At 62.9% G+C, this 19,634-nt stretch carries 17 protein-coding genes; 12 read left to right on the top strand and 5 right to left on the bottom strand.

Features of this window, described 5'->3' with window-relative positions; all coding sequences use genetic code 11:
* The first annotated feature begins 45 nt into the window (after positions 1-45).
* The 3 genes from F8O05_RS01415 to F8O05_RS01405 all read left to right on the top strand — a co-directional run bounded on the left by F8O05_RS01415 (position 46) and on the right by F8O05_RS01405 (position 3,675).
* Positions 46-525: a PLD nuclease N-terminal domain-containing protein gene (locus tag F8O05_RS01415; RefSeq protein ID WP_192496974.1), complete on the top strand. Its 480-nt coding sequence runs from the start codon at positions 46-48 to the stop codon at positions 523-525.
* A 35-nt stretch (positions 526-560) separates the two neighbouring features.
* A complete protein-coding gene (locus F8O05_RS01410; protein WP_158050962.1) occupies positions 561-2,618 on the top strand; it encodes a thiamine pyrophosphate-binding protein in 2,058 nt (685 codons plus the stop codon).
* Positions 2,619-2,754: 136 nt separating this feature from the next.
* Entirely contained in the window at positions 2,755-3,675 is a 921-nt protein-coding gene (locus tag F8O05_RS01405) for a PPK2 family polyphosphate kinase (RefSeq protein ID WP_158050961.1), read from the top strand.
* A 191-nt stretch (positions 3,676-3,866) separates the two neighbouring features.
* On the opposite strand, the gene F8O05_RS01400 is transcribed toward F8O05_RS01405, so the two are convergent.
* Positions 3,867-5,174, bottom strand: a complete 1,308-nt coding sequence (locus F8O05_RS01400; protein ID WP_225735665.1) for an isochorismate synthase — start codon at positions 5,172-5,174, stop codon at positions 3,867-3,869.
* Positions 5,175-5,443: 269 nt separating this feature from the next.
* Here F8O05_RS01400 and F8O05_RS01395 point away from each other — a divergent pair, with 269 nt between their 5' ends.
* The 6 genes from F8O05_RS01395 (at position 5,444) to F8O05_RS01370 (ending at position 12,164) form a co-directional block, all read left to right on the top strand.
* Positions 5,444-6,358: an AraC family transcriptional regulator gene (locus F8O05_RS01395; protein ID WP_158050960.1), complete on the top strand. Its 915-nt coding sequence runs from the start codon at positions 5,444-5,446 to the stop codon at positions 6,356-6,358.
* A 146-nt stretch (positions 6,359-6,504) separates the two neighbouring features.
* The gene (locus F8O05_RS01390) at positions 6,505-7,020 is read left to right on the top strand and encodes a flavin reductase family protein (protein WP_158050959.1); all 516 of its coding nucleotides are present in this window, start codon (positions 6,505-6,507) and stop codon (positions 7,018-7,020) included.
* Between the two features lie 74 nt (positions 7,021-7,094).
* A complete protein-coding gene (locus tag F8O05_RS01385) occupies positions 7,095-8,660 on the top strand; it encodes a 4-hydroxyphenylacetate 3-hydroxylase N-terminal domain-containing protein (protein ID WP_158050958.1) in 1,566 nt (521 codons plus the stop codon).
* 186 nt (positions 8,661-8,846) lie between these two features.
* Entirely contained in the window at positions 8,847-9,578 is a 732-nt protein-coding gene (gene ubiE, locus F8O05_RS01380; RefSeq protein ID WP_158050957.1) for a bifunctional demethylmenaquinone methyltransferase/2-methoxy-6-polyprenyl-1,4-benzoquinol methylase UbiE, read from the top strand.
* The gene (locus tag F8O05_RS01375; protein WP_158050956.1) at positions 9,575-10,696 is read left to right on the top strand and encodes a polyprenyl synthetase family protein; all 1,122 of its coding nucleotides are present in this window, start codon (positions 9,575-9,577) and stop codon (positions 10,694-10,696) included. The genes ubiE and F8O05_RS01375 overlap by 4 nt, the downstream gene beginning before the upstream one ends.
* A 103-nt stretch (positions 10,697-10,799) precedes the next feature.
* Positions 10,800-12,164, top strand: coding sequence for an FAD-dependent oxidoreductase (locus F8O05_RS01370; RefSeq protein WP_158050955.1), 1,365 nt, complete (start codon positions 10,800-10,802; stop codon positions 12,162-12,164).
* A gap of 162 nt (positions 12,165-12,326) precedes the next feature.
* On the opposite strand, the gene F8O05_RS01365 is transcribed toward F8O05_RS01370, so the two are convergent.
* Both F8O05_RS01365 and F8O05_RS01360 read right to left on the bottom strand, forming a co-directional pair.
* Positions 12,327-13,871, bottom strand: a complete 1,545-nt coding sequence (locus F8O05_RS01365; RefSeq protein WP_158050954.1) for a phospholipase D-like domain-containing protein — start codon at positions 13,869-13,871, stop codon at positions 12,327-12,329.
* A gap of 43 nt (positions 13,872-13,914) precedes the next feature.
* Entirely contained in the window at positions 13,915-14,403 is a 489-nt protein-coding gene (locus F8O05_RS01360; RefSeq protein ID WP_158050953.1) for a YajQ family cyclic di-GMP-binding protein, read from the bottom strand.
* Positions 14,404-14,514: 111 nt separating this feature from the next.
* On the opposite strand from F8O05_RS01360, the gene zupT reads away from it, so the two are divergent.
* Positions 14,515-15,303, top strand: coding sequence for a zinc transporter ZupT (zupT, locus tag F8O05_RS01355; RefSeq protein WP_158050952.1), 789 nt, complete (start codon positions 14,515-14,517; stop codon positions 15,301-15,303).
* A gap of 26 nt (positions 15,304-15,329) precedes the next feature.
* Here the strand turns inward: zupT and F8O05_RS01350 are convergent, their stop codons facing one another.
* Complete coding sequence (locus tag F8O05_RS01350; protein WP_158050951.1) at positions 15,330-16,199, bottom strand: sugar phosphate isomerase/epimerase family protein; 870 nt, start codon at positions 16,197-16,199, stop codon at positions 15,330-15,332.
* Between the two features lie 159 nt (positions 16,200-16,358).
* On the opposite strand from F8O05_RS01350, the gene F8O05_RS01345 reads away from it, so the two are divergent.
* A complete protein-coding gene (locus F8O05_RS01345) occupies positions 16,359-17,567 on the top strand; it encodes a Gfo/Idh/MocA family protein (protein WP_158050950.1) in 1,209 nt (402 codons plus the stop codon).
* Entirely contained in the window at positions 17,564-18,646 is a 1,083-nt protein-coding gene (locus F8O05_RS01340) for a 2,3-butanediol dehydrogenase (RefSeq protein ID WP_158050949.1), read from the top strand. Before F8O05_RS01345 ends, F8O05_RS01340 begins: the two co-directional genes overlap by 4 nt.
* A 103-nt stretch (positions 18,647-18,749) precedes the next feature.
* Here the strand turns inward: F8O05_RS01340 and F8O05_RS01335 are convergent, their stop codons facing one another.
* Positions 18,750-19,580: an aldo/keto reductase gene (locus F8O05_RS01335; RefSeq protein WP_158050948.1), complete on the bottom strand. Its 831-nt coding sequence runs from the start codon at positions 19,578-19,580 to the stop codon at positions 18,750-18,752.
* Positions 19,581-19,634 lie beyond the last annotated feature (54 nt).

The raw sequence follows: 19,634 nt of genomic DNA, 5'->3' as shown, positions 1-19,634 counted from the left end.
GGTTTGTCGGCTGCCGTCAGGTCAAGCCGACTAGACTTAGCGTCTATGTCCCGTGCACTCATTCTTGGCATCGTCGTCGCAGTCGCGCTCACCGTCTACGCCGTCGTCGACTGCGCCATGTTTGACTCCAAACGCACGAAGGTGATGCAAAAACCGATCTGGTTGGTCGTCATCCTGCTGATCCCGGTGATCGGCCCGCTGCTGTGGATGTTCATCGGTAAAGGCTCTGGCGATTCAGTGATGCAGACGACGGTCGGCACGCAGATCATCCCGGACGACATCAACTACATCAGCGACCCGAAATCGGAGCGTGAACACGACGCGCGTATCGCGGAGCTTGAGGAACAAATGCGTCTGCTTGACGAAGAAATCGAGCGTGACCGTCAGAGCACAATGCGCAACCACCCCTCGAACCACAACACCGGCGCGATTCCCACGGTCGAGGGCGAAGACCTCGACGAGGATGACACCTCGAAAACAAACGGTGACAAAAACGGGAACGACGACGAGGGCCGACGCCAGTGAGCGCCGAGCGACCCAGCTCGGTAGCTAATTCAGAAGTGAATGCAGAAGCCCTGCGTTCCCCGGCCCTAGCTGCCGCGATTGAACTGCTCGTCGCGGCCGTCGGAGGGGGAGTGCGCGATATTGTCGTGTGCCCCGGTTCGCGGTCACAGTCGCTGGCGCTCGTCGCCGCCGAATTCGAACGAATCGGCGCGGTGCGGTTACACGTGCGTATCGACGAACGTTCCGCAGGCTTCTTCGCGCTCGGCATCGCCCGCGAATCCGGCCGCCCGGTCCCGGTGATCACTACCTCCGGCACTGCGGTCGCAAACCTCGCTCCCGCGATGCTCGAAGCTCACCACGCGGGCGTCCCGCTGGTCGCCCTCACTGCCGACCGCCCCGCCGAGCTCATGGGTACCGGCGCGAACCAAACCACCCGTCAACCGGGTCTCTTCGGTCAGCTGGTGCCCTGCGTGACGCTCCCCGCTCCCGATGGCAGCGAGGCCTCGCTGAGTCTCGCCCGTGAGGCGGGTTTGGCGCTGGCGGATGCGCAGGTCGCCTGGCATCTCAACGTCGCCTACCGCGAACCGCTCTCGGATGCCGTGCCTGATTTGTCGGAACGCGTGACGGTACGAGTGACCGGCGCTGCCCTGGCGGATGCTGAGGTCAGCGGGGTCTCAGAAGAAGTCGCCGCGGCCTGGCCGGGAGATGATGGGGACCGTCGCTTCCGCGAGGGTCCGGGGCCTGCCGGGCGAGGGCTGAACGCCGCCCTCGCCGCGGCGATCGCGAACGATCTTGCAGCGCACGCAAGCGATAATTCTCGTTCGAGCAGTGCCGCGGGGGGTGCCTCATCGGCAAACGTCTCCTCCACGCACGCAACTGTCGCCCGCAACCTTGATGAAAGCCTTGCTGCCTACGGGACCTGGCCTGAAGCATCCAGCGTGAACGGTTCATCCATCGCAACCCAGAAAAAGCGCGTCGAGCTGGTCGACCCTGCCGAGTGGCCGAATGCGCTCGTCGTGGCGGGCGACCGTGCCGGACGCATCGGCGAGCAACTTGCGCACAAGGGCGGTTGGCCGCTAGTCGCAGAAGTCTCCAGCGGCTCCCGCTACGGCAGGAATCTCCTCGCGAACTACCGCGATCTGCTCGGGGAGAACAGCTCGATTGCGGCGCTGCGCGATGCGATTGAACTCGTCATTGTCGTCGGGCATCCGACCCTCAGCCGCGAGGTACCGGCGCTGCTGAAGCGCCCGGGTCTGCGAGTCATCGTGATTGACCAGCCCGGAGTCCCGCAGTACCGACCCATCGAATCGGTCGAGGCGGTGGACGAGGTGAAGGTGCTCGCCTTCGGCTCCACGATGCTCTCGAATGCCGATGAGCAGTACCTGCTTCGCAAAGAAGCCAAACGCTGGCTCACCGATTGGACCAACGCCGATCTCGCACTGCGACAGGAGCGCGACTCCGACCCAGAAGCCCCGAACGTGGCCGCATCCCGCAGCCAAGATTTTCGCGAACGTGCCCGCTTTGGTCGCACCGAACTCGCAGTGTCGCGCGAACGCGTGACCCGCGAAATCCTTGCCGACAGCATGTGGCGGTTGACTTGGCCGCACGACCGGCTCGTGCTCGCCGCATCCCGCCTGATTCGTGACCTTGACTCGCGGGTGCCAGGTAAGCGCATCCACGTGCACTCCAATCGCGGGCTCGCTGGCATCGATGGCACAATCGCGACCGGACTCGGTGTTGCCGAAGCGTCGCAGCACGGTGACGACCTCGCGGCGCACGGCGGGCAGACTCGTGTGCTCGTCGGTGATGTTGCGTTCCTGCACGATGTTGGGTCGCTCCTGATTCGGCAGGGTGGGGAGGATGCGCCGCGCATCCAGATCGTGGTTGGGAACGACGGCGGTGGGACGATTTTCGATTCACTCGAGGTCGCGAAGACCGCGGATACGGCATCCTTCGACCGCGTGCAGTACACCGCCACGAACGTCCACATTCAGGCACTCGCTGCTGCGTACGGTTGGGCCTACCGTCGCGCAGAAACCCGCGGCAGTCTCGAAGAAGCGCTCACCGACCGCACCGAACTGCGGATGATCATCGAAGTCCCCCTCGACCGGTAGTTTCTTCCGGCGGTGTTCGTTGGCCGCATCCTGGTCCGCAGCTTTGGGCCGTAGCTTCTGGGTCACGCTGCCGGATAGTACTGTCGGACCGCACTTTCGGCCGCTCTTCAAGTAGCCGCAAGTAGACTCCTGGCGCATGGGGAAAAAGAAGGTCAAGGTCAGCGCGTCCGATGCCCGCGAAGTGCTGCTCGTTCGCGAAGGATTTCAGCTCGCCGATATCGATCCCGACTCCACTCCGGGGCTCGAGGGCGATAACGGCGACGTCAAAGAGGTGGGCCGGGAGCTATTCACCGAGCGGGACGAAGAGCTCGCCGACCTGCAGGAACGCATGTACGCGCAGGCTCGCGCCGGGAACCCGGATGCGCCGAGCCTTCTGGTGGTACTCCAGGGGATGGATGCATCGGGCAAGGGTGGCGTGGTCCGGCACGTCTTCGGTTCGGTCGACCCGCAGGGTCTGCAGATCACCTCATTCAAAGCGCCCACCAAGGAAGAGCTCGCGCATGACTTCTTGTGGCGCGTCGAACCGCACGCCCCGAAGCCCGGGTTTATCGGGGTCTTTGACCGATCGCACTATGAGGATGTGCTGATTCAGCGGGTGCGGGAGTTCGCGCCGCCGGAAGAGATCGAGCGACGTTACGGCGCGATCGTGGATTTCGAGCAGCGGCTGGTTGCTTCAGGAACTCGTGTTTTGAAGTTCATGCTGCACGTCGGTCCGGAGGAACAGGCCGAGCGGCTTTTGGAACGCATCGACCGCGACGACAAACACTGGAAGTACAACACGGGTGACCTGGACGAACGGGCGCTGTGGGGCGAGTACGCCGAGGCATACCAGATCGCGCTCGAACGCACTTCGACGGAGGATGCACCATGGTGGGTGATCCCGGCGAATAAGAAGTGGTACGCGCGCCTCGCTGTGAAAGCGGTATTGCTGCGAACGCTGCGCGACATGAACCTCGAATGGCCCGAAGTCGAGCTCGACCAGGACGCGGAGCGCGAGCGCCTCGAGGAACCCACCCGCCTCCTCAAAGAATCACTCAAGCGCGCCGCCGACCGCTAAGCGTTACCGCTCGCTGAGTGAATCGCGGAGTGATTTGTATCGAAGCGCGCCTGCGTGTGCGGTGTTTCGATACGCTGCGCTACTCAGCCAACGAACTGCTGGTCGCTGAGTGAATCGCGGAGTGATTTGTATCGAAGCGCGCCTGCGTGTGCGGTGTTTCGATACGCTGCGCTACTCAGCGAGCGTGGACGCTACTCGGCGAGCGGCTTGAGCGCCTCGGTGATGGGGCGGAATTTTGGGCCGGTTTCGGCAAACTCGTCGGCGGCTTCGGAGCCGGCGACAATGCCACCGCCGGCGAACGCCGTCACGGAACCATCCGCATCCACTTCGGCACCGCGCAACGCCACCACCCACTCGCCGTCGCCCGAAGCCGAAAGCCAGCCCGCGGGCCCGGCATAACGGCGGCGATCAAAGGGTTCGAGCTCATCGATCACCGGCATCGCCTTCTTCCGCGGGGTGCCGCCCACCGCCGCTGTCGGATGCAGCGCCTCCACGAGATCGAGCACGCTTGAGCCCTGCGGCAAGGTCCCGCGAATGTCGCTCGCGAGGTGCCAGACATTGGGGAGCCCGAGCAGGAACGGTTCGGGGGATGCGGTGAGCCCGGTATCCGGGTCATCATGCGTATCGAGGCGGCGCAGCGACTCGATTGCGGAGTCAATCGCGAATTTGTGCTCGACGCGGTTCTTCGCAGAGTCTGCGAGTGCGCGCTTCGCTGCGGCGTCGTCAGCCTCATTGGCGCCGCGGGGGAGCGTACCTGCGAGCACACGCGCGGTGACCGAACGTCCTAACACCCGCACCAACATCTCGGGGCTCGCGCCGATTAACCCATCCACCGCATAGGTCCAAGTCTCGGGGTAGGTGTTCGCGAGTCGGCGCACAATGTGGCGACGGTCCGCATCCGGCTCGATCTTGCCGTGTTGATCGCGCGAGATGACGATCTTCGTGAACTCACCCTGTTCGATTCGCGACAGGGCGCACTCGACCGCTTCGCGGTGGCGCTCCTGGGTCATCTCGCCGGGCTCGAGATCGGTGACCGCCTCCGGACCGTCGGGGATGATCAGCGGCAGCCGCACCGGCACCGTCGGCACCGGGCCAGAACCCACAGTCGAGTCGGTGACAAACAGTTCCGTCAAGAAAGATTTGCCATCCATCCGCCCGATGATGAACTGCGGAATTTGCAACACGCTGGCGTAGCCGGAAGACGCTGCGAAGGTGAATGCCCCAAATGCAACCAAGCCGGAACCCGGCACACGCACGGCATCCTCGACCCGCGCCTGCGCGAGGATCGCATCCCAAACCTCGCGAGCATCCCGAATCCGCGATTCGCCCTGAAATTCACCCCGCCAGAGGCAACCGCCGCCGACGATGCCATCGCCGCGGCGCAACCACACCGCAGGGTCCTGCGGTTCAGCGAAGCGCAGTAGATCACCCGGGTCGGAGATCGGGCGGGTGCGGGCGCGGAGCCGGGGGAGTGCGGAATCAGACAGCTTGGTATTCACTGCCCTCCAGATTACCCGCGCGCAGGTGTAGGGCGGACGACAGATAAACGTACGCACGGTTCAGGCACTGCACGAACATCGTCCTGTACAGCAACTTCCGGCCCTCATGTGGATGCATCATCGCGGTCTCAGTAGGCGGGACAAAAGTTTGTGAGCGGCGTGCGGCCGGGCTACATTTCCGAGCTACCTAAGAATCACAGACGCGCCCAACGGTGGGCCGTGTGGTCGCGCGCAATGCTGGCGCGCACCGGTCGAGGTGGTGATGACGCGTGGATACACATAGCGATTGGGGCGAGGCTTCGGATGCGGTATCCGAACTGTACTTCTCGCACCAGTTGACGCCGCTGGAGCGGCGCTCAAACGCGGAACGAGTGCATGCGGATGGTCGTGACCTCGGGCCGGTGCGAATCGCGAAGGTGTCTTGGGGATCTCCGGTGCGCCTGCAGTCCTCCCACCCGGGGGCCTTCGCAGTAAACCTGCCGGTGCACGGCAGCCTGACCTCGCGAATTGGCAGCACTGAGCTAGTAGCGACACCAAATGAAGCCACGGTGTACCCGCCCGATACGCCCGCGCACATCATCGAGTGGGACGCGAATGTGAGCATCATTGGGGTGCGCATCGAGGCCGATTACCTCCGGCAGGAAGCCAGCAAACTCTTCGGTTCCATGCCCGAGATGCCGCCGTCCATCCGGCTTGGCGCGGATCAGGACTCCGATTGGGCCGATTTGGTGAATACCATTGCGCAAAATCGGCACGGACATCCCCTCGTGCGCGAACAACTCGCCGGGGCACTGACCACCGCCATCTTGCTTGCCGCAAAACCCGTGGAAGACGACACGCTCGCGGCCTGCCCGAAGATTGTGCGCTCGGTCGTGGAACGCCTCCGCGCGGAACCGGCCCGTGCCTGGACCGCGGCCGATATGGCGCAGGTGGCTGGTGTGAGCATCCGCCGACTCCAACAAGGCTTCCGAGATCACCTCGACACCACCCCAACCGACTACCTTCGCTTGGTGCGACTCGAACGAGTTCGGCAGGAGCTGTTGGCAGCGGCTCCCGGTGATTCGGTGACCGATATTGCGCTCGCCAATGGTGTCGTGCATTTGGGGCGATTCGCGGCGGCATATCGGCGCACCTACGGCGAGCGGCCCTCTGATACCTTGCGTCGGGTGCTGGGTATGACCTGAGCGAACAGGGCGGAAAGCCTCGCTCAGTGATACCAAAACCAGGATTTCCGCGTGATCCGGATGGCGGCGCGCGAAGTGGATAGTCGGAAGTCTTGCGGCTTCATAACGTGGTCCTCACATCCAGCAACTCAATGAGGAGGATCACGATGTCTACTCAGCAAACACTTCTTGAAACCGCACCCGTAGGGCGACTCGACGGTCGGCAGCTGCGCAACACCTTCGGCAAATTTGCCAGCGGTGTCACAGTGGTTACCTGCCGCAATGAACAGGGCGATCCGCACGGCGCAACGATCTCGTCGTTCACCTCAATCTCGCTCGAACCGGCCCTGCTGCAGGTCACACTCATCCGCGAGAACAAGATCGCATCGCTCATCAAGGATGCACCCTTCACCGTCAATGTGCTCGGCAGCCACCAGCAGGATCTCGCGATGCACTTCGCCGGGCGCCCGCAGGAGCTCGCACCGGAATGGGTTGAGGGGGCCACGGCGCCGGCGCTCGCGGGAGTCTGTGCGACCTTCGCCTGCCGGCCCTGGGCGGAATATGACGGCGGCGACCACGTCATCGTGATCGGCGAAATCGTCGAGGCCAGCCACGAAGAAATCGACCCGCTGCTCTTCCACAGCGGCAAATTCCACCGCCTCGGTGAGCTCTCCGCCGCGTAGCGCGCATCCGGGCCCGAGTAGCGACCACAACACTTCTCAACCTCAACAACCCAAAGAATTGAAAGGAACCCGCAATGACAACGACGCAGGCGGTTACCGAAACTGAAACCACGCGAGTAACCAAGCCCATGACGGGCGATGAGTACATCGAGTCCCTCCGCGACGGTCGCGAAGTGTGGCTGCACGGCGAGCGTGTCGATGACGTCACCACGCACCCGGCCTTCCGCAACTCGGTGCGCTCGGTGGCTCGACTCTACGACTCGATGCACACCGGCGATGAAGTGGATGTCGTCACCGCCCCCACCGATACCGGCAGCGACGGTGTTACCTTCCCCTTCTTCCGCACCCCCACTTCGAGCGAAGACCTGCTCAAAGAACGCGACGCGATTGCCTCCTGGGCACGCCTAACCTATGGCTGGATGGGCCGCAGCCCCGACTACAAGGCCAGCTTCCTCGGCACCTTGCACGCAAACCGCGAGTTCTACGGCGAGTACGGCGAGAATGCTGAGCGCTGGTATAAGGAATCGCAAGAGAAAGTTCTCTACTGGAACCACGCGATCGTGAACCCGCCGATTGACCGTCACCTGCCGCCAGACGAGGTGGGCGATGTGTTCATGAAGGTTGAAAAGGAGACCGACTCGGGATTGATCGTTTCGGGCGCGAAGGTCGTCGCGACCGGCTCGGCGATCACCAACTACAACTTCATCGCGCACTACGGGCTGCCGATCAAGAAGAAGGAATTTGCGCTCATCTGCACGGTCCCGATGGACCAGCCCGGGGTGAAGCTCATTTCCCGCGCTTCCTACGCGCAGAACGCCGCGATCACCGGCAATCCCTTCGACTATCCGCTCTCGAGCCGCTTCGACGAAAACGATGCGATCCTCGTCTTCGACAAGGTGCTCATCCCCTGGGAGAACGTCTTCTCCTATGGCGATGTGGAGGCGATCAACGCTTTCCTACCTGCATCCGGCTTCATGCCCCGCTTCACCTTCCAGGGTGTCACGCGCTTCGCGGTGAAGCTCGACTTCATTGCTGGGCTGCTGCTGAAATCCCTCGAAACTACCGGGTCGAAAGACTTCCGCGGCGTACAGCAGCGCGTCGGTGAGGTCATCGGTTGGCGCGACATGTTCTGGTCGCTGTCGACCTCGATGGCCACTGACCCGGAACCGTGGGTGGGAGACTCGGTCATTCCGAAGGTCGAATATGGCCTCGTCTACCGCCAGTTGATGAGCGTGGCGTACGCACAGATCAAGGGCATCATCGAGCAGGATGTGGCCTCGGGGCTCATCTATCTGCCCTCCGGCGCCGATGACTTCAATAGCCAGGAAGTGCGTCCGTACCTCGACAAGTACGTGCGCGGCTCGAATGGGGTTGAAGCGGTCGATCGCGTCAAAATCCTCAAGGCGCTGTGGGATGCGGTGGGTACCGAATTCGGCGGTCGCCACGAACTCTACGAGCGCAACTACGCCGGTACGTACGAAAATGTGCGCATCGAGACGCTGAAGTTCGCCGAGCAGCGCGGCGGTACCGACCGGATGATCGGGCTCGCCGACAAGTTCCTCTCCGAATACGACCTCAACGGTTGGACCGTGCCCGACCTCATCGGCAACGATGACGTGAAGCTCTTCGGACGCCGCTAGCCCAAGCCCGCCGCAAACCCGCGGCAAACAGATCTCTGCACCATCACGCGCAGAGTCCTCACCACGGCCCGCCACATGGAATATTCCATCGGCGGGCCGTGCTTCTGCGCCGCCGGATAGATTCCGGCTCTTCCCTCCGCGAACAGGGGAGGCAGCGGGCATTCGATGCGACGTAGGATGGAAGGCGTGACTTCTGCCGATCTCGAAAAACGCCCCGCCGACGTGTCGAGGATGTTCGACCGCGTTTCGGGCCACTATGACCTCACGAACGACGTGCTCTCCGTCGGCGTGACGCCATACTGGCGATACCAAACGCGTCGCGAGATCAATCCGTACCCCGGCCAGAAAGTCCTTGACGTTGCCTGCGGCACCGGCACCGTCTCGCGCATCCTCGCCGATCACGGCTCGACCGTGACCGGCCTCGATTTTTCGCAGGGGATGATCAACCAGGCCATCGAACGCCACGGGGACCACCCGAACATCACCTTCCAGCAGGGGGATGCGACGGAGCTGCCCTTCGAGGACGACACCTTTGACGTCACCACGGTCAGCTTCGGGATTCGCAATGTGCAGGAACCGCGGAAGGCACTCGCGGAGATGTTCCGCGTCACTAAGCCCGGTGGGCGCATCCTCGTGTGCGAGTTCTCGCATCCCACGAATGGCCTCGTGAACTGGGGCTACGACACGTATATGAACGTCGCGATGCCCTCGATCGTGAAACTCGTGTCCTCGGATCCGGAAGCCTATAACTACCTCTTCCAGTCGATTCAGGCTTGGCCCGAACAGAAGACCTTCGCGAGCTGGTTGCGGGAAGCGGGCTACCAGCAGGTGGCCTATCGGAACCTCACCTACGGCATCGTCGCACTGCACCGAGGCACTAAGCCCGCCACACCCACGGCCCGACAGGAGAACCAGTGACCTCCCAGTCTTCGGCAACACGCAGGCCCTCGCACGGAAACGTCGGGTCTGCGTTTGCAAAGGAGCTGTTTGGCCGCCCGGCCGAACGCAAGCTCAAGGCCACCCTCGATAAGGGGCTTGATCGCGTTGAAGCGGTGCTGAGTGAACAGGTGCAGTACGCCGACAAGGTGGCTCAGGTCACCACTACGTATCTGCTCGGTGCTGGCGGTAAGCGGCTACGCCCAATGCTGGTGCTGCTGAGCGCGCAACTGGGGCCGAAGTCGGACAGCGAAGGTGTGCTCACCGCCGCGGCCGCAACCGAGATCACGCACCTTGCCTCGCTCTACCACGACGATGTGATGGATGACGCTACCCTGCGCCGCGGGGTGACCGCCGCGCACTTGCGGTGGACCAACTCGATGGCGATTCTCGCGGGCGACTTACTGTTCGCACGAGCCTCACAAATGTTCTCGCATCTCGGGGCAGAGGCGATCCGCCTGCAGGCCACGGTGTTCGAACGCCTCGTGCTCGGCCAGATGCACGAAACCATCGGTCCCGCCGAGGGTGAAGACCGCATCGACCACTATCTGCGGGTGCTCGCCGACAAGACCGGTTCGCTCATTGGTGCCGCGGCGGAATACGGGGTGCTGCTCTCGGGGGCACCTGAGGCCTACCGCCAACCATTGGCCACCTTCGGCGAGGGCATTGGTACCGCTTTCCAGATCGTGGATGACGTCATTGATCTGTCGCCGAGCTCGGATAAGACCGGCAAGCTCGCGGGCACCGACCTGCGTGCCGGGGTGGAAACCCTGCCGGTGCTGTTACTAGAGCGTCGCGCGCTGGCCGGTGACGAAAAGGCTGCCGACCTGCTCGAACGCATCCGGACGCGGGTTGCCGGTACTGCACCCGGCAGCCAGGATGCGAGTTTCGCTCGCGAAGAATCTCGCGGTTCCAGCGATCCCGCAGAAGTGGATGCGATTATCACCGAGTTGCGTGAGCACGAGGTTTCGCAGGAGACGCTCGAGGCGGCAGAAACGCACGTTCGGCACGCGCTTGAGGCACTCGACCCGCTGCCGAGCGGCGTCGTGAAGGCCGCCTTGCAGGAATTCGCTGACCGACTGATTAATCGCGACTTTTAGCTGAGGAACGCGCATCCGCGCGTTCAATCCTGCGCCTTTCGGCCATGAAACGAGCGTGGGAAAGAGCAATGTCTGGGCGGATCGCCCAAGTATTGGAGGAACTATGTCGACACTGCGCGTTGCCGTTGTGGGTGCTGGTCCGGCGGGCATTTACGCCTCGGACATTTTGCGGAACGAGGCCGAAGGGAAATACGAGGTCGAAATCGATCTCTTTGACCGGCTGCCCGCCCCCTACGGTCTCGTGCGGTACGGCGTCGCCCCGGACCACCCGCGGATCAAGGGCGTGGTGCGTGCGCTGCGCGATGTACTCGATAAGGGCGGCATCCGCGTTTTCGGTAACGTTGACTTTGGCACCGACATCACCATCGAGGACCTGCGGAAGCGCTACAACGCGGTGATTTTTGCCACCGGCGCGATTCGCGATGCGGACCTGAACATTCCGGGGATTGACGCCGAAGGTTCCTACGGTGCGGCAGACTTCGTGAACTGGTACGACGCGCACCCGGATGTTCCGCGTGAGTGGCCGCTGGATGTGACCGCGGCGGCCGTGGTCGGTAACGGGAATGTGGCGCTCGATGTCACCCGCGTGCTCGCCAAGCAGGCCGATGACATGCTGCCCACCGAGATTCCCGACAATGTCTATGCGGGGCTCAAAGACTCGAAGATCACCGATGTGCACGTGTTCGGTCGTCGCGGCCCGCTGCAGGTGAAGTTCACGCCGCTGGAGCTGCGGGAACTCGGCGAGGTGCCGCAGTCACAGATCGTGCTCGATGAAGACGACTTTGATGTCGACCCGGCAGCGGATGAAGAGGCGAAGAAGAGTAAGCAGCTGCTCGTGATCAGCCGCATCTTCAATAAGTGGCGCGAAACCGAGCCGAACCCGGAGGTGAAGCGTCGCATCCACCTGCACTTCTGGTCGCGACCCGACGCCGTCCTCAAGGACGAGCAGGGGCGTGTGCGGGCGCTGCGTGTGGAACGCACCGAACCGGATGGTTCCGGTGGCGTGCACGGTACCGGTGAGATGCGTGAGTACCCGGTGGGTCAGGTCTACCGTGCCGTGGGTTACTTCGGCTCGCCGCTCGAGCGGGTGCCCTTCGACCCCAAGTACGGTGTGATTCCGAATGACGGTGGCCGCGTGCTGGACGCGGACGGCGAACCGGTTCCGGGCATGTTTGCCACCGGTTGGATTAAGCGCGGCCCGGTCGGACTGATCGGTCACACGAAGTCGGATGCGAAGGAAACGATCGAGCACCTGCTCGCCTCGGAAGCGACCTGGTGGAAGCCTTCGATCACTGAAACCGATGAGGTCGTTTCGCTCCTCGAAGAGCGCGGCGTGAAGTTCACCGACCTCGACGGCTGGCACAACTTGGATGCGCACGAGATTTCGCTGGGCGAGCCCCACGAGCGCGAACGCATCAAGGTTGGTGACCGCGAAGAGATGCTGCGCATCTCCCTCGGCGAAGACTAGACGCGCTGTCGCCGCGCGCCGTCGTCGTGCGCGCGTAGAGTTGTCGAGTTGTCGGCCGTACCCATTGGCGTTAGCTGCAACCATTGCCGGTGTAGCGGCCGGGGTTAGCGATAACGGCAACGGGTACGCGTACACCCATTGCCGTTTTCGCCGCGCCCGCCGCTACTGCACGACGGACGTCAGCCGGCACAGATCGTCGAGGGCGAAAGCGAGGCGCGAGCGCGACATCCATTCCTCAAGGGTGAGCTCGCGGGAATTCACTCGGTAGGAGTGCTCGACCCACTCGAATCGGCGCGCGAAGTCGCGACCGTAAACGATCAGCATGACCTCGGCGTTGAGCGTGAACGAACGCATATCCATGTTCGAGGAGCCGAGGATCGTGACCTCATCGTCCACGGTCATGTGCTTTGCGTGCAGGATGTAGGGTGTGCGATAGAGCCAGATCCGCACGCCCGCGCGCAGCAACTCCTCGTAGTAGGACTGCTGCGCGTGCTGGGTGAAGAACTGGTCGCCGTGCTCTGAAACGTGCAGGTGCACCTCAACACCACGCTGCACCGCGGTGGTGATCGCGTAGCGCATGGAATCGTCCGGCGCGAAATACGGGGATGCGATCACTACGCGGTGGCGCGCCATGTACAGCAGCTGGGTGAAGATCCGGAGGTTATTTTCGTGTTCGTACCCCGGCCCCGAGGGCACCAATTGGCAGTCGTAGCGGGTGTAGTCCACGGAAGTGTCGGCGCCCTCGTCCTCACTTGCTGCGAGCTCCTGCTCGTAGTGCCGGGCGTAGTCCTGCAGCGTCGGGTCGTCACCGTCATCGGCCAACTCGCCAGTTTCGACGTACCAATCCGAGCGGAACACGGCATCCAAACCGAGGGCCATGGGGCCGGCGACACGCACCATGAGGTCTTGCCACTGCAGGGAGCCGAACCTACGAGTGGGTTTGCGGTGGTAATCGCGCGAGATCAGGTTCTGTGAGCCCATCCAGCCGACGCGACCGTCGACCACGAGCAGCTTGCGGTGATTGCGCAGGTCAATGCGCTGCCAGCCGCCCTCCCACGGCCAAATCGAGTAGAGCCGGTGCCAATCGCAGCCGATCTCGTTCAGGCGCCGCTTGAGCTTGCGGTAACCCGGGTATCGGAAGGAACCGACCTGGTCGTAGAGCACGCGCACGCGCACCCCTCGCTCCACCGCCCGCTCGAGCGCGTCGAAGAACCCTTCGGTGACACCGTCATACCCCATCGCATAGAAGGTGAGGTGCACATAGCTGTGCGCGCGGTCTATCTCCGCACTCATCTCATCGATGGTGTCGTTATAAATATCGTGAATTTGGATGCGGTTGCCCGGCAGGTGCGGGATCGAAGTCAGCTCGTGCGCGAGCGCGGAGATCGGCTGATATTGCTCGGGCACCGGGGTGAGCCCGAGGGAGTCCTGCACCTCGTCGGTGGCCTGCCGGATGATCTTGTCGAACTCTGCCTGCCGATTGCGGCGAAACTTCGGCAGTCGGTTCGTACCGAACAGTAGGAAGAGCAGCAGCCCGACATATGGGATGAGCGAGATCGCGAGCAACCAGGCGACCGCCGTCGTGGGCCGACGGTTATTGCCGATCGTAAAGAGCGTCACGACGACGATCGCGAGGTTGACGATGTACAGGCTCGCCACCACGAAATAACTCGGATTGGACGAGAGCAGGGTGAATGGGCCGATCATGGATGCAAGAGTGGGGTAAGCGTCGTCACAGCCGGGAGAGGTCCTAACGGAAGTTAATGAACTGGAGGTCGAGTTCGACGTCGGCGCCCTTGAGCAGCTGAATCGTCGCCTGCAGGTCGTCGCGGCTCTTGGACGAGACGCGAAGCTCGTCACCCTGAATCTGCGACTTGACCGACTTCGGAGCCTCATCACGGATCAGCTTCGAGAGCTTCTTCGCGTTCGGCTGGTCGATCCCTTCCTTAATGGTGGCCTCGAGGCGGTATTCCTTCCCGGAGGGGTAGGGGTCGCCGGTTTCGAGCGACTTCAGCGAAATGCCGCGACGGATGAGCTTGGACTGCAGCACATCGAGCACCGCGTTCACGCGGTCCTCGCTCGCGGCGCGCAGCATCAGCTTGGCGTCGCTGAGGTCGATGGATGCACCGGCATCCTTAAAGTCGTATCGCTGCGCGATTTCCTTGGTCGCCTGGTTGACCGCGTTGGCAACCTCCTGGTGGTCTACCTTGCTTACGACATCAAATGAAGAATCAGCCATGGGGTCATGGTACGTGTTGCCTCCGACGTTTTGTGTCGGCCTGCCGACGCTCGCACGCACAAGGCCCTAAAGTGGCTTGGGTAAACCGCCTGATCAGCGAATGGAGGAACGATGTCTGATGTGTTGTTCGCGTTCCTATTGACGCTGCTCGCCGGGCTTTCCACCGCAATCGGTGCGGCGCTCGGGGTTTTTGGAAAAGGGACCTCGACCAAGACCCTTTCGCTCGGGCTCGGTTTCTCGGCTGGGGTGATGATTTATGTCTCGCTGATGGAATTGCTGCCCGAGGGGATCCGCGCGCTCACCGAGGCTTATGGGGAAATAAACGGGAACTGGGCTGGTATCGCGGCCTTCTTCGGCGGGATTGCCGTGATCGCAGTGATTGACAAGCTGGTGCCTGATTCGGTGAATCCGCACGAGCCGTCCTCGATCGATCATCCGGCCAGGAAACACGCGCTGATGCGCACGGGGCTGTTCACCGCCGGCGCCCTTGCGATTCACAACTTTCCGGAGGGATTCGCGACCTTCATCGCGGCACTCCAAGAACCGCAGGTGGCGATCGCGGTGGCCGTCGCAATCGCGATCCACAACATTCCCGAGGGGCTCGCGGTAGCGATTCCGGTCTATCAGGCCACGGGCTCTCGTCGAAAGGGCTTCACGCTTGCCGCACTTTCGGGCCTGGCCGAGCCCGCCGGCGCGCTGATCGGCTACCTCATCCTGATGCCGTTCATCTCCGACACCCTCTTCGGCATTGTCTTCGCCGCGATCGCCGGCATCATGGTGTTCATCTCACTCGACGAACTGCTTCCCGCGGCGCACGAGTTCGGCGAGCATCACCTCACGGTCTACGGCCTCATCGGCGGTATGGCTGTGATGGCGGTGAGCCTCGTGCTGTTTATCTAACCCGACTATCCAGCGCACTTGTCCGGTCAGCGGACTTCGGTCGCAAGCCCACGGAGGTACTCGAGGCTTTGCCGTACCCCATTGATCGGCCCGGTACCCGGTGCGGGCACCGCCTGCAACATGGCGTCCTGCTCGAGCACGACCCAGCCTTCGTAGGCTGCCCGCTCCAGAGTGCGAAGGATCGCAGGAATATCGAGGTCGCCCGTGCCGAGCGAGCAGAACAGCCCCTCGCGAATCGCTGCGAGGAAGTCGATCACCCCAGCCTGAAAACGGCTCGCGATATCAGCATCCGCATCCTTTAAATGCACCAAGGCGATGCGATCACCGACCCGGTCGAAGAGCGCGGGTACGTCGATGCCGGCGGCGAAGCTGTGGCCGGTGTCGAGGCAGAAACGGATGCGGCTGCCGCGCAATGCCCAGTCGATTTCAGCTTCGGTCTCGATGAGGCTTCCCAAGTGTGGATGCACGGCAAGGGCGATCCCCAACTCGCTTTCGAGGTCGGCAATTTCGTTGAGCGCGTCGAGGATGCGGTCGCGCTCTTCGGCGCCCAGACCGGGATCGCCTGAGTAATCTCCGGGTGCGGGGAGCACCGCGAAGACCAAGACCGAACCACCCAGTCGCTTGACCGGCTCAGCGGCCGCGAGCAGCGCATCCCGCCAGCCGTCTTGATGCAAAACGAAGCCGTCGTAGCTGCCGACCGCGCGCATCCCGACCCGCTCGAGCGAGTCGCGGGCGGCGTCGGGATTGGCCGGGAGGAAACCGAGGGGACCGGTTTCGGTTGCGGTGATGCCGAGTTCGCGCATCTCGGCAAGGACTCGATCGGCGTCAAGCTGGATACCCCAGTTCGGGACATCGCAGATTCCCCAAGAAATCGGTGCCGCGGCGATGGAAAACATCCTGCTCCTCGTTGAGTAATCGGTGTAGAAAATTCTCTCAGCTATTCCGGACGATGTGTCCGCCTCCTGATATAGCCTAACAATGCAACATGGCACTACGCAGCGTCGCGTGAAACCCCCGATTGGGTGCACGCGAGCACAACTCTGGAGGCAGGCACAATGACGGCAGCGAAGCCCGTGATTTCGACGAAACCCACGCTCGGTATCGGGATCGTTGGGAGCGGTTTGATGGCGAAGGCCCACACGATGGCCTGGCGAAACTTGCAGGCGGTCTACGGCGAGATCCCCTTTGACATCAAGCTGGTGATTCTTGCGGATGCGACCGAAGACCTGGCCCGCGCCGGGGCGGAACAGTTCGGGTATGCCGAGTACACCGACTCGTGGGAAGACGTCGTAAACCACCCCGAGGTGGATCTCGTCGATATCGTCACCCCGAACTGGCTGCACCGTGACATTGCGATTGCTGCGGCACAGAACGGCAAGCACGTCTGGTGCGAAAAGCCACTTGCCCTGACCGCGACGGATGCCGCGAAGATGGCAGAAGCGGCCGAAGCTGCGGATGTGGTGACGCTCGTCGGCTTTAGCTACCTGCGCAACCCCGCGGTCGTCCACGCGCAGCGGCTCATCGAAGCCGGTGAGATTGGCACCCCGGTATCGTTCACCGGTGTCTTCGCAATTGACGCCATGACGGACCCCGACACACCAATCACCTGGCGTCAGCGTCGCGAAGAAGCCGGTAGCGGTGCGCTCGGAGACCTCGGCGCGCACGTGATCGCGATGGCCCGCGCGCTCGTCGGCGAATTCGACAGCGTCGCAGCACTCAACAAGATCACCGTGGCCGACCGGCCCGAACCCGCGGGCAACTTTGGCTACGGCGAACGAGCGGCCGATGACGCACCCCGGCAGGCAGTCGAAAACGACGACGTCACCATGGTGCTCGCAGCCTTCGACTCGGGTGCCATCGGCACGCTCGAAGCGAGCCGTGTCTCGGCCGGTCGTGCCTATGATCTCGGGTTCACCGTGACCGGCACCAAGGGTGCGATTCGTTTCGACCAGCAGCACATGTACGAGTTGCAGGTGCGCCTCGCATCCGACCCCGAGGGCTCGACCGGGTTCCGGCATCTGCCGGTGGGTCCGGCGCACGGTGACTTCGGCGTGCTGTGGCCGGTAGACGGTATCAACATCAGCATCCACGACCTTAAGTTCTTCGAGGCCTATGACCTCGTGATGGCCATCCACGAAGACCGCAAAGCCTGGCCCGACTTCCGGGACGGGCAGCGCGTGTGCGAGGTCATGGATGCGATCGAACAGGCGGCAGCAGAGGGCCAGACCGTTGCGCTGTCGGCAGCGGGAGAGGATGCGAAATGAAGCCCGTCATGAAAGCCCTTCGCACCCACGGCCATCAGGATCTCCGCCTCGACACCATTGCGGCCCCGGAGCTGGGCGATCTCGGCGCCAAGCAAGTACTCCTCAAGATTGCGTACTGCGGTATTTGCGGGAGCGACCTGCATGAGCACCTGCACGGGCCGCTCTACACGCCGGGGGAACCGCATCCGCAAACGGGCGTGACACGGCCGATCACGATGGGGCACGAGTTCTCCGGAACGGTGGAAGCGGTCGGTGAGGGTGTAGCGAGCGTACGCGTGGGCGACCGGGTTGCGGCGATGCCGCAACGATTCTGCGGGGAGTGCCGACAGTGCCTGCGTGGTCGGCAGCAGACCTGCGAACGGCTCGCCGCGGTCGGATACTCAACAGCCTGGGGCGGAATTGCCGAATACGGCATCTTCGACGAGGACCAGGTCTTCGCGCTCCCAGCGAACGTCTCGACCAAGGTCGGTGCGGTCGTAGAACCCACCGCGGTGGCCCTGCACGCGGTGGAAACTGCTCCGGTGCAGGCGGGAGACACCGTGGTGATCTCTGGTGGTGGGCCAATCGGCTTGCTGGTGGCCATGTGCGCGCACGCCGCGGGTGCCACAAAAATCTTCCTCTCGGAACCGCATGATGCTCGCCGAGCGCGAGCCGCAGCATCCGGGCTAGTGACCGCCGTCAACCCGTTGACCGAGGACCTCGTGGACCGCGTTTCGGATGCAACCGACGGGGAGGGCGCGGATGTCTGCTTTGAGTGCTCGGGCAGCCAACCGGCACTGCAGGGACTGTTCGACTCGGTCGGTTACGGTGGCACGATTGTGCAGACCGCGATGGCGGCTAAACCGATGAGCATTGACACTTCACCGCAACTGACGATGCGCGATGTCACCTATCGCGGTGTCTATTGCTATTCGGTGACGAGTTGGCCGCGGGTGATCGAACTCATCGCTTCGGGCCGGATCGATCCCGAACCTCTCATTACGAGTACGTTCTCTCTGGATGATGCAGCTTCTGCCTTTGACGCGTTGGTCGACCCCACGCGGGATGAGGTGAAGATTCTGATCGACTGCTCGGAGTAGTTGGAAAACGCTCTCAGTAATCGGAAAACGTAGTGGGGCCCCGTTCGTTTGAACGGGGCCCCACTACGTGGATGCTGTACCCATGAGACGCTGTACTGAAAGCCTAGAACTCTTCGTAGACGTTCGGGTCCTGATCCCAGATCGGGGTGCCCTTGTCGAGCGTGTTGATCGCGGCGATCTGGTCCTCGGTGAGCGAGAACGAGAACACATCGAAGTTCTCACGCTGACGGTCTGGGTTCTTCGACTTCGGGATCGGCACGATGCCCTGCTCGATGTGCCAGCGGAGGACAACCTGCCCGACCGATACGCCGAGTGATTCGGCGATCTCGACGAGCGTTGGTTCCTTGAGGAGGTCGCCGCCGCGGCCCAGCGGGCTCCACGCTTCGGTCACGATGCCGTGCTCGGCATGGAAGGCGCGCTGTTCGTGCTGTTGGAAGTACGGGTGCAACTCGATCTGGTTGACCGCGGGGGTGACCCCGGTTGCATCCTGCAGCCGACGAATGTGGTCGGGCGTGAAGTTCGAGACACCGATCGAACGAACGAGTCCCTCCTTCTGCAGATCCACCAGGGCCCGCCAGGTGTCGACGTACTTGTCGAGGCGCGGCAGCGGCCAGTGAATGAGCAGCAGATCGATGGTCTCGAGTCCCAGGGCCTTGGCGGATGCGGCGAAGGATTCGCGCGCTCCGTCGTAGCCGTGGTGGCGGCCAGGGACCTTCGTGGTCACGATTACTTCGTCACGAGAAACGGGGGAGCGGCGCAGGCCTTCGCCCACCTCTGCCTCGTTTTCGTAGCTCAGCGCCGTGTCGATCAGCCGATAGCCAACCTCGAGGGCGTGCTCGGTGTTGGCCGCCGAGTCGTCGCCATCGTGCGGGTACGTGCCGAATCCGATGGTCGGGATGCTCGTGCCGTCATTAAGTGCGATTGTCTGCGTCATTCACTGGCCTTTCTGGTGAGCCGGTAGCTGCCTATTCGGCAGCTACCGAGCCGG

It is taken from the genome of Gulosibacter chungangensis (assembly GCF_008831155.1).
GTDB lineage: Bacteria > Actinomycetota > Actinomycetes > Actinomycetales > Microbacteriaceae > Gulosibacter > Gulosibacter chungangensis.
The sequence above is the reverse complement of the archived record's forward strand: the minus strand, read 5'-3'. Positions and strand labels throughout refer to the sequence as shown.